Raw genomic sequence first — 11,081 nt, 5'->3', positions numbered from 1 at the left:
GCCAAAATAATAGGAATACCAATATCGGGGAAACAAAGACTTAACCAGGAAGATAAATAAGCCATGGTATCTGTGCCATACACGATTAATACACCACCCAGCTGATTGTCTAATTCTCGAACTACAAGTGAAGTAATTTTCATCCAGTTTCCTGGATCCAGGTTGGAGCTGTCTTCCCCGGGTATTCCCCACGGCTCATAACAGATTAAATCAATATTCTTATCCTGGACAAAATGTTTGATATAACCATATAATAACTGAAATGATTTTTTACTGGGACTGGTCACTTTATTGTGTAATCCACTGGCAATTGTCCCTCCGGTAAAAATAACCAGAATTCTCTCTTTCCTTTTCATTTCTTACCCCTATTATTACATCTTGTACATCAGCAAGTACTAAGTTTAATAAAATAGCTTTCTATAATATGCCTTGTTTAGTTCTGTAAACTGAGTAACACGTTCTTATGTATAAGAAAATCATATTTTATATCTTTATTACCATAATTCTATCATTTTATTTCAGAAAAGTCCTCTCTATGCCCATTAGCTTGCCCATGTTTAATTATCATTGTTATTTAAATATTATTGTAATACATATGACAACATATTATAATATACTAAAGAAAGAATAATCTAAATACAAATACAAGCTAACTAGGACCTGGAATAAAACTCATTACCAATAATATATAGTAAGAAATTTATTGACGGGAGAAAGATCTTGAAATCAATTAAAAAAACAGAAAAATTAACCAGCCAGGTTTTTGAACAGTTAAAAGACCAAATTATTACTGGGAAGTGGAAGCCAGGATATAAAATACCTTCCGAAAATAAACTGACCGAGATATTAAATGTCAGTAGAATAACTATAAGAGAGGCTTTGCAAGCTTTAGTGGTTCTTGATCTTTTAGAAAAGAAAAGAGGGCAGGGTACTTTTGTTAAACACTCTTTTACTGATTCATTCATCAGTTCCCTTTTGCCGCTTATTCAATTTGATCGTTCTCAAGCCGTTTACATGCATGAATATAGAAAAATAGTAGAAATTGGCTCCATCGAATTGGTAGTGGAAAGAGCTTCTCTAGAAGATATTCAGAGATTAAAAAATATTTTGCAAGAAATGAATAGATATAAAGAGAACAATCTGGAAAAATTTGCCTTTGAAGATCTTAATTTCCACTTGGCATTATCACAAATTACCAAAAACCCCATTATTATTAGAGCAAATTTTGTTATTAAAGATTTTTTCCGAAACCACATGATTAAAATTGTAGAAGCTATGGGGACCGAACCCGGCTTGTATTTTCACGAAAAAATAATCCAGGCCATTGAAAAGAGAGATAAAAAAGAAGCAAGAAAGTTAATGAAGAAACACCTGGAAAATAATGAAAAATACTTACATCTTTATATGTAGCTAAAAAAGATTTTCTACTACTTAGAATAATTTTAAATAGAACCAGAAGTTTCTACGAACTCCCTTGACATTAGCGATAAATGCAACTAATATATTAGTTAAGAATATGTTGTAATACAACTGTTATCTTATAACTTTATTTAAAAAATGTTTCTTAAAACTTGAGAAGACTTAAGTTATGAGACCATCAAGAGATTAACTGTATCTTTTTGAAATAAATCTTATTAAGAGACGAATCATGGTCTGACTAAGGGAATAATATTCAGGAAGTGCTATATTTCCACGGAGTAATATCTATGGAAAATAAAAAAATCAGAGAATTGGAAAGAAAAGCAAAGATTGTCAGGGAAGGAATTTTAGACTGCATCGGAATTGATAAAAAAGGTCATCTTGGTGGCTCCATGTCCTCTGCTGATCTGGTAACTGCCCTATATTTTTACAAAATGAAGATTAATCCCAAAAATCCTGATGATCCAGAACGTGACCGTTTTATATTTAGTAAAGGACATTCTGTTCTTGCCCAATATGCCGCATTAGCAGAGTTAGGATATTTCCCTAAATCCGAATTAAAAAAGACTAAAGAGCTTGGTTCTATTTTACAGGGACATCCAGAAATAAGAACACCGGGCATTGAAGCGAATACTGGTTCATTAGGCCAAGGATTATCTATTGGTGTGGGAATGGCGTTGGCTGCAAAATTAGATCATAAAAATTATCGTATTTACGTAATTATCGGAGATGGTGAATTGTGCGAGGGACAGATCTGGGAGGCAATTACCTGTGCTAATTTTTATCGTTTAGATAACTTGGTAGCAATTGTTGATAAGAACCAGCTTCTGGCCAGCGGTGCTATTAAAGAAAGGTACGATATCGGTAATATTAGAGCAAAATTTAAGGCATATGGCTGGAAAACCTGGGAAATTGATGGACATAATATGACTGAGATTGTTGCTGCCTTAGATCAGACAGATCAGGTGAAAAATTCTCCCTGTGCCATCATTGCTCATACCATCAAGGGGAAAGGTGTTTCTTTTGCCGAGAACAATTATAGCTTCCACAATAATTCTTTAACTCCAGAGCAGTATGAGCAAGCCCGTAAAGATATTGCCAGTATCAAGGTATGAGGTAAAAATCGATGAAAATGGAAGATTTAAGAGAAGCATATGGCAAAGAGTTATTGGCAGTTGCCCGGATGGACGAGAGAGTAGTTGCCCTGGATGCGGATTTATGTGGCTCTACCATGACTATCTTTTTGGAAAAAGAGATGCCGGAAAGATTTTTTGAAATGGGTATAGCAGAGCAAAATATGGTTTCTGTAGCTGCTGGCTTATCTTTAGCGGGGAAAATACCATTTATAAATTCCTTTTCTGTTTTTGCTGCTGGTCAGCCCTATAACCAGATAAGACAGGGAGTAGCTCTACCCAATTTAAATATTAGAATTGTAGGTTCCAGTTGTGGTTTATCAGATGCTGGTGATGGTGCTACTCATCAATCAGTAGAAGACATTGCCATTATGAGAGCAATTCCAAATATGACTGTTATTGTTCCGGCAGATGCTGATGAAACTCGCCAGGCAGTGCGAGCCTCTCTAAGACATCAAGGGCCAATTTATATCAGAATTACCCGCAGTTCATTACCGATCCTAACAAGTCACCATACAGTATTTGAGATAGGGAAAATGTACTGCTTGGCCGAAGGTTCGGATATTACTATTTTTGCTACCGGCATAATGGGGTTTCAGGCATTACAAGCTCATGAAATCTTAAGGGAAAAGGGAATTTCAGTGCGAGTAGTTAATGTAAGTACCATTAAGCCTTTACATCTGGAAGAGGTATTGAAACATATTAAAGGGGTAAAAGGGATTGTTACCGCTGAAGAACATAGCATTATTGGGGGATTGGGAAGTGCCATTGCAGAAACACTATGCGATAGGATGATACCCATCAAAATGATAGGAATAAAAGACCAGTTTGGTCAATCTGCCAGGACTCATGAGGAGTTACTGGAATATTATGGTTTAACACCCCAAGCAATTATAAAGGAAGTTGAAACTTTACTTGAATGAATTATGTATTTAAAATTAAGATAAAGTTTTAACTTTTTTCAAGAAAGGAGTTTTATTATGTCCAAACCAAAAATCGGTTTTATCGGAATAGGTATTATGGGCTTTCCCATGGCCAAAAATTTACTCAAGGCAGGCTATCCCCTTATAGCTTACGATATAAATCAGGAAGCCCTGTATGGTCTAACCAAAGAAGGTGCCGACCGGGGAGAATCCTGCGCCCAGGTGGCTAAAAATTGTGATATTATCATCACCATGTTACCCAACTCACCCGATGTCCAGAAGGCTATTCTTAGCAAACAAGGCATTTTAGAAGGAGCCCGTCAGGGTCAAATCCTCATCGACATGAGTTCCATTGCCCCCTTAGTTTCTCAAGCCCTTGCCCGGGAGCTGGCCAAGAAAGGTATAGATATGTTAGATGCCCCAGTAAGTGGGGGACAGGAGAAAGCCCAATTGGGAACCTTAGCCATAATGGTAGGGGGGAAAGAGGAGATTTTCCATCATTGTAAACCCATTCTAGAGGTAATGGGTAAACCGGTTCTGGTCGGTGATATTGGTGCTGGTGGCACCACTAAATTAGTTAATCAGGCTATTGTGGCGGTCAATATCGCCATTGTGGCTGAAGCCCTGCTCTTGGGTAAGAAGGCTGGCGTGGATCCCGAGCGTATCTTTGAAGCCATCCGGGGCGGACTGGCCGGCAGCCAGTGTCTCACGGACAAGGCACCCCGTATGTTCAGTGGAAACTATGATCCCGGATTCCGCATGAGATTACATGTTAAAGACCTGACCAATGTCTTACAGACCAGTCAGGAACTTCATAATACCATGCCTTTAACTGCCCAGGTCATGGAGATGATGCAGGCCTTGATGGCTGACGGTCATACCGAAGTGGATCATGCCGGACTGGCATTGTTTTATGAGAAAATGAATGGAATTTCCTTGAGGAAGGAGTAGTTGGTAATAATCAAAGGAGGTGAGGTTTAGCAGAAAATAAATAACAGGCTAGATTGACTATCTACTGTAGGTGTAAATTACTATTTTGATAGAAAATTTAAGGAGGTAATATAATGAAAAATTTAAATAAATGCATCTTTTTATTAATAATGATAAGCTTGCTCATTTTATTAGCTGGAGGGCAAAATGTTTTAGCTCAAAGTGAGAAGTTGTGGCCTAAGGGTACTCCAGTGGTAACTGTTGGATTTGGAGCAGGTGGGGGTACTGATACGGCAGTAAGACCAATATTAGCTAAGATGGAGGAATATCTGGGTGAAACAGTTAATGTAGTTAATATGGAAGGTGCATCCAGTGCGGTAGCGGCAGAACATGTACTTTCTCAACCAGCCGATGGATATAATATGTTTGCTACTGGTTCCGGTCCGCTTTCTGGTTTCCGGGTAATGGGCACCAGTAATACTTCATGGCGAGATTGGATTTCCTGGCATCCTTTTAATGGACCAGCTGCTTTATTGGTTAAAGACGATTCTCCTATCCAAACATTTGAAGAAGCAATGAAAGCGATTAAAGAAGAAGATTTAAACTTTGGTATCTCAGGTTTTGGTGTAGGTCCCCATGTTCTTGTCGAAGCAATATTTCAAATAGCGGATATTCCTTCTCCCAACTATGTAACAGCTGGATCCTGTCGGAATGCAGCTGTTGCTTTATATGCAGGAGAAGTAGATATAGCCATGTGTACCTTTTCATCCGCTGTTGATTTCGTGAAAGCCGGTCAATTAAAGGCGCTGGTTGTCACAACTGCTGATCCTTATCCTGTTGATGATATTATTATTCCTTCTATTACTGATTTACTGGAGGACAGTGAAAATGTGCCGTTACTTTCCGAGACCTGGCCTGTTTTAATTAGAAGAGAAACACCGCAGAATATTATTGACAAGTTAAATGAAGCTTTCTTATGGGCGATTGAACAGCCAGAAATTAAGGAATTTGCTGACACAAAAGCCCTAAATATTGTAGGTTATTATGGTGAGGAAGCAGATAAATTCTTATCCTTCTCTGAAGCAGGATACTCCTGGGCTCTCTATGATAGTGGATTGGCAGAAAAATCACCAGAAGGTTTTGCTATTCCTAAATTAGCAGATTGGGATTGGGAAAAAGAGAAAAACTTCTAAAACAAGAGAAATTATCTTTAATGAGAGAAGGGATTTGAAATCCCTTCTCTCATTGTTACTTTATTTTGCTAAGAGTGGATAAATGATATGGGAAAAATGGATAAAATGGCTGCTGCAGATCTTATGATGGGTTTATTTCTAATTGTATTTGGTGGAGTTGCTATCCGGGCTTCCTTAAATATGAAAGTTTATAAGACCTTTTTAGATGCTCCCGGATTTTTTCCTTTTATTCTGGGAATAATTTTTATTTTTTTAGGAAGCATACTGACTTCATCATCCTGGCGCAGAAAAGGCTATGAGCAAATCAAATCTGGTCTTAGAAAATTTAAGTTTACTCATCTCTTTCAGAATATTCAGGTTCGTAGAGTAATGACTTTAATCGTCTTCATGGTTATTTATATTTTTATCTTAATTGATAGAATTCACTTTACCATAGCAACAGTTTTATATCTATTCTTCACTCTGTACTATTTAAAATCAGCAAACCTTATTAAGATAATAATTATTTCTATTACAACTTCATTCTTAATAAGTACTTTTTTTACCAGATTTTTTCGTATACCTTTACCATAAATTTACTAAGGGAAAAGAGGAGATTTAAACAATGCTTGACTCATTTTTACATCAGGCAGGTATGTTTTTCCATGCTTTTTCAGCCCAGCTCTACTTAACAAATATTTTAGTCTTAGCTGGTGCCACATTTATGGGCATTATTGTGGGGGCAATTCCGGGTTTGACAGCCACTATGGCTTTAGCCTTGCTTATCAATTTGAGTTATGGCATGCAATTTGATTTAGCTATCTCCTTTTTACTGGGAGTTTATGTGGGAGCTATAATGGGTGGTTGTTATTCCGCCATTATGGTTAACATCCCTGGTACACCAGCTGCTGCGGCTACCGCCATAGACGGATTTATCCTGGCTAAGAGAGGAGAAGGAGGATTAGCAATAGGGGCTGGTGTTATTTCTTCTTTTATTGGCATGTTGATAAGTATAGCCTGTCTTATTTTTCTCACCCCCTTTGTATACAAGATTGCTTTAAAATTCGGTCAGTGGGAATATTTTCTCCTGGCTGTATTTGGTGTCATGATTTGTGGCAACCTGTCTACCGGGAAAGATCCGATAAAAGGATGGGTGGTAGGCTTTTTAGGATTTTTTACTGCTATGATTGGTTTGGACAAAGTCTATGCCTACCCTAGATTTACCTTTGGATTGTTACAATTAAAGGGTGGAATATCTCTTATCCCCGCTTTGATTGGGGTATTTGGTATTTCGGAAATTCTAATTGTTTTAGAACAGGAGGTTCCCTATAAAATCCTGGGTAAAGTTACCAAAGTTATACCCAGCTGGAAAACTATTTGCTCCCTTATTCCTACCGCAATACGTTCGGGAATTATTGGAGTAGGTATTGGTGCGGTACCCGGAGCAGGAGAAGATGTGGGAGCCTGGGTGGCTTATGATGTGGGAAAAAGAAGTTCTAAACAGGGAGAAAAATATGGTACCGGATGTCTGGAGGGAGTGGCTGCTGCTGAAACAGCCAATAATGCCGTAATCGGAGGGGCCATGATTCCCTTATTAACTCTGGCGGTTCCGGGAAGCCCTCCTGCTGCTATGTTTCTTGCTGCTATCTGGCTTCATGGCGTTCAACCCGGTCCAATGTTGCCCATTGAACATCCCGGATTTCTTTATGAAGTTGCTATCTCTCTTTTAATAGCAACATGCTTTATGTTAATATGGGGACTAATAATTGCCAAACCCATTGCTTCATTATTAAAATTGAGAAGAGAAATTTTAATGCCCCTTATTTTACCCCTTACGGTAATCGGCGCTTATGCAGGAGGAGTAAGGATTTTTGATATAAAAGTAACCTTTTTCTTTGGTATTTTAGGCTATGTTCTGCGTAAATTAGACTATCCTATGGCACCACTGGTTCTGGGGATTATCTTAGGACCTCTGGCCGATATCAGTTTCCGCCAAGCACTGATGCAGAGCCGTGGAAGTCTGATACCTCTATTAGGGAGACCGGTGGGCATAGTTTTACTGGCTGCCATTGTATTAATTGCCTACAGTGGTTTTCGCAGAACAATTGAGTATACTAGAAAACATGCTCAGATAAATGCTGAAACGATACAAGAAGGAAAGTGATAAATATGGATAGGTTAGCTAAAAAAATTGCTATTATTACCGGAGCAGCTGGAGGAATTGGTTCTGCTATTTCCTTGCGCTTTGCCCGCGAAGGAGCATTAGTATTGCTATGTGATTTGGACAATTCATCCGGAAAGGATTTGGAGAATAAAATTAGACAGAGTGACGGAAAGGCTGAATTTTTTCCCATGGATGTTACCTTAGAAAAGGATTGGAAGAAGCTGATATCTTACCTAATAGATTCTTATCAACAATTAGATATTTTAATAAATAATGCCGGAATTAATATAAGAAAACCAATAGAAGAGATGGAGGTTGAGGAATGGGATACCATGATGCGGGTGAATGTCAGGAGTGTCTTTCTGGGGACCAAGCATATCTTGCCAGTAATGCGAAAACAAAAAAGTGGAAGTATCATCAATATGTCTTCCATTTGTGGATTGGTAGGACACAAATATACTCCGGAAGCATATACAGCATCTAAGGGGGCTATTACCCTGTTAACTAAATCCACAGCGGTCAGATATGCTAAAGAAGGTATCAGAATTAATTCTCTGCACCCCTCTACAGTAAGAACTGATCTGGTAAATAAGATGTTGACAGATCCTGAAAGATTGCAAGAAAGGCTTGGTGAGATTCCATTGGGACGATTAGCAACAGTTAATGATGTAGTTAATGCCGCTCTTTTCTTAGCCTGTGATGAGTCATCCTTTCTCACCGGGGTATCTCTACCGGTTGACGGAGGTTTAACTGCGTACTAAGTAGACCAGAACATAAGTCTATGAACGTCAATAGAGTTTAAAATATTTCTAATATACTTCCCGATTTTCTTCTTAAAATTTCTATATCCTTATTGATTATTATCATAGTATTCAAATTGGTTAATATGTTATAATTGTAATCAATCTAATAAAAACTATCTTTTAATTATATTGAGTAAAGGGGCTAAAAATGAAATTTCTAATAGAAGAAAAGCTAAGAGAAACTGATGATGTTTTCAGTTTTATCCTCCAACCACAGGAACCCATTTCTTGGCAAGCAGGACAGTATGTTCTTTATAAGGTTCCTCATGATAATCCCGATAACAGGGGAGATACCCGTATTTTTACCATCTCTTCGCCACCCTTTCAAAAAAAGATTAGACTTACTACCCGTTATTTATTTGCAGAAAGCAGTTCTTTCAAAAAGGCTCTCTTTACCAAAGAGGCAGGAGATATAGTAGAGGCTATTAAAATTGATGGGAGCTTTACCATAAATGTGGAGGATAAAAAATTAGTCTTTGTTGCTGGTGGAATTGGCATCACTCCCTATCATTCTATTCTCCTGGAATTGGAAAAAAGGGAAGAAAACAAGGATATTATATTGATTTACAGTAATAAGAATGAAAATCATATTATTTTTAAGGATACCATAGAACGATTAGCAAAACAGTATGATAGGTTAGACATTGTTTATCTTTTTTCACCACAGCGCTGTGACATCCCTTTAATTAAAAAGGTAGTTCCAGATATAGCCGAGCGAATTTTCTATATATCTGGCCCTATGGTTATGGTTAAGTCGGTAGAAGAAGCCTTGCACGAGCTTGGTGTTGATGGGAAAAAGATAAAAAAAGATTATTTTCCTGGCATTACTGAGTAAAAGATATAATAACATAGTGGGGATAGTACTATGAATCAGCTATCAGGAGAAAAGAAAATAAAAATCGTTGATTTAGGATTAATTGATTATGAAGAGGCATTATTAATTCAGGAAAGATTGCTTAAATTAAGACAGGAAGACCGTATCGATGATACTTTACTCCTTCTGGAACATGAACCGGTAATCACTATAGGAAAAAGAGGTAACAGCAGTAATATTCTAGCACCAAAAGAGTTTTTAGCAGAACAGGGTGTAAAGGTTTGCTCTATTGGTCGAGGTGGGGATGTAACCTATCACGGTCCCGGGCAGATTGTAGGTTATCCCATTATGCGCTTTCTAAATCATGTACCCGGAATTAAGGAATTAGTAAGAGCTTTAGAAGAAGTTTTTATTCAATTACTCAATAAATATTATCAAATTGCAGCTGGTCCTATTCCTGAATATCCCGGAGTTTGGGTGGGGAATGATAAAATCACTGCTATTGGTTTATCAATTCACTCCGGAGTTACAATGCACGGATTCGCCTTTAATGTCAACACCGATTTAACTGCCTTTCAATGGATATTATCCTGTGGTATTACCGGTAAAGGGGTAACTTCCATTAAAAAATTAACAGATAAAAAGCAGGATATTGCCATAGTGAAAAAGCAGGTTATACAATGCTTTGGAGAAGTTTTTCGTCTAAAGCCTTATTGGGAAGATAAAACAACCTTACTTCAAAGTATGGAGCTATTAGAATGATTACCAGAAAACCAGATTGGTTAAGGATAAAATATAGAAAGAATGAAGAGACCGAACAGCTTATTTCCTTGCTAAATCGTCTATCACTCCATACAGTATGCCAGGAAGCCATGTGTCCTAATCTTCTGGAGTGTTTTAGCAAAAAGACTGCTACCTTTCTAATTTTAGGCAAATATTGTACCAGGAATTGTACTTTTTGTAATGTTCAGAAAGGAGAACCTGAACCGGTTGATGTTTATGAGCCGGAGCATATAATGCAGGCAGTACAAGAGCTTGGTTTAAAATATGTAGTAATTACCTCAGTAACTCGCGATGATTTGTCGGATGGCGGAGCATTTCAATTTATTCAGACTATTCAGAAATTACAACAGTTTTCAGAAGAATTATTAATAGAGGTGCTTATTCCGGATTTTGCTGGAGACTGGAAAGCATTAGCTGGTGTACTTCAAGCTGCTCCCGATGTATTAAATCATAATATGGAAACAGTACCCCGCTTATATAATGAGGTAAGACCAAAAGCGGACTATCATCGTTCTCTTGCTGTTTTAAGCAATAGCAAGGAGATTGCCCCGGAAATAATAACCAAATCAGGAATAATGGTTGGTTTGGGAGAAAGGGAAGAGGAAGTAATTCAAGTTTTACATGATTTAAGATCAGTAGATTGTGATATGTTAACCATAGGGCAGTATCTAACACCTTCCCGCCGGCATCACCCTATTATGGAATATATTTCCCCGGAACAGTTTCTATTCTATAAAAAAACGGCTTATCAGATGGGTTTCAAAGGAGTTGCCTCTGCGCCTCTGGTTAGAAGTTCACATGGAGCAAGAGAATTGTATCTCAACTTAACTTAAATTATTGGTTTTTTATTTAACCATGAAAAGCAGATTTTACAAGGGGATAATGGTTAAAAAATTAGGAGTTTCTTAAAATCACCCGCTATAGTAATGCAGATTTACTC

At 37.7% G+C, this 11,081-nt stretch carries 12 protein-coding genes; 11 read left to right on the top strand and 1 reads right to left on the bottom strand.

Annotated features, from left to right (window positions below):
- A partial coding sequence (locus PHD84_03565; protein ID MDD5636883.1) for an asparaginase domain-containing protein occupies positions 1-356 on the bottom strand: 356 nt, incomplete at its 3' end.
- A 364-nt stretch (positions 357-720) separates the two neighbouring features.
- Here PHD84_03565 and PHD84_03560 point away from each other — a divergent pair.
- The 11 genes from PHD84_03560 (at position 721) to lipA (ending at position 10,974) form a co-directional block, all read left to right on the top strand.
- A complete protein-coding gene (locus PHD84_03560; GenBank protein MDD5636882.1) occupies positions 721-1,410 on the top strand; it encodes a FadR/GntR family transcriptional regulator in 690 nt (229 codons plus the stop codon).
- Positions 1,411-1,706: 296 nt separating this feature from the next.
- Positions 1,707-2,534: a transketolase gene (locus tag PHD84_03555; protein MDD5636881.1), complete on the top strand. Its 828-nt coding sequence runs from the start codon at positions 1,707-1,709 to the stop codon at positions 2,532-2,534.
- Between the two features lie 11 nt (positions 2,535-2,545).
- On the top strand, positions 2,546-3,475 hold the full coding sequence (locus PHD84_03550; GenBank protein ID MDD5636880.1) for a transketolase C-terminal domain-containing protein: 930 nt from the start codon (positions 2,546-2,548) through the stop codon (positions 3,473-3,475).
- A 57-nt stretch (positions 3,476-3,532) separates the two neighbouring features.
- Positions 3,533-4,426 carry a 2-hydroxy-3-oxopropionate reductase gene (garR, locus tag PHD84_03545; GenBank protein MDD5636879.1) on the top strand — a complete coding sequence of 298 codons (894 nt, stop codon included), beginning with the start codon at positions 3,533-3,535 and terminating at the stop codon, positions 4,424-4,426.
- Between the two features lie 113 nt (positions 4,427-4,539).
- Positions 4,540-5,598: a tripartite tricarboxylate transporter substrate-binding protein gene (locus PHD84_03540; protein ID MDD5636878.1), complete on the top strand. Its 1,059-nt coding sequence runs from the start codon at positions 4,540-4,542 to the stop codon at positions 5,596-5,598.
- An 87-nt stretch (positions 5,599-5,685) separates the two neighbouring features.
- On the top strand, positions 5,686-6,171 hold the full coding sequence (locus PHD84_03535; protein MDD5636877.1) for a tripartite tricarboxylate transporter TctB family protein: 486 nt from the start codon (positions 5,686-5,688) through the stop codon (positions 6,169-6,171).
- A 31-nt stretch (positions 6,172-6,202) separates the two neighbouring features.
- Entirely contained in the window at positions 6,203-7,741 is a 1,539-nt protein-coding gene (locus tag PHD84_03530) for a tripartite tricarboxylate transporter permease (protein ID MDD5636876.1), read from the top strand.
- A 5-nt stretch (positions 7,742-7,746) separates the two neighbouring features.
- Positions 7,747-8,502, top strand: coding sequence for a glucose 1-dehydrogenase (locus tag PHD84_03525; protein ID MDD5636875.1), 756 nt, complete (start codon positions 7,747-7,749; stop codon positions 8,500-8,502).
- Positions 8,503-8,692: 190 nt separating this feature from the next.
- Positions 8,693-9,379 (top strand): FAD-dependent oxidoreductase, encoded by a 687-nt coding sequence (locus PHD84_03520; GenBank protein MDD5636874.1) that lies wholly within the window; start codon positions 8,693-8,695, stop codon positions 9,377-9,379.
- 30 nt (positions 9,380-9,409) lie between these two features.
- Positions 9,410-10,120 carry a lipoyl(octanoyl) transferase LipB gene (lipB, locus tag PHD84_03515; GenBank protein MDD5636873.1) on the top strand — a complete coding sequence of 237 codons (711 nt, stop codon included), beginning with the start codon at positions 9,410-9,412 and terminating at the stop codon, positions 10,118-10,120.
- Entirely contained in the window at positions 10,117-10,974 is an 858-nt protein-coding gene (gene lipA, locus PHD84_03510; protein MDD5636872.1) for a lipoyl synthase, read from the top strand. The genes lipB and lipA overlap by 4 nt, the downstream gene beginning before the upstream one ends.
- Positions 10,975-11,081: the final 107 nt, after the last annotated feature.

Source organism: Atribacterota bacterium (genome assembly GCA_028717805.1).
In the GTDB taxonomy this organism is placed as follows: domain Bacteria; phylum Atribacterota; class Phoenicimicrobiia; order Phoenicimicrobiales; family Stramentimicrobiaceae; genus Stramentimicrobium.
The sequence above is the reverse complement of the archived record's forward strand: the minus strand, read 5'-3'. Positions and strand labels throughout refer to the sequence as shown.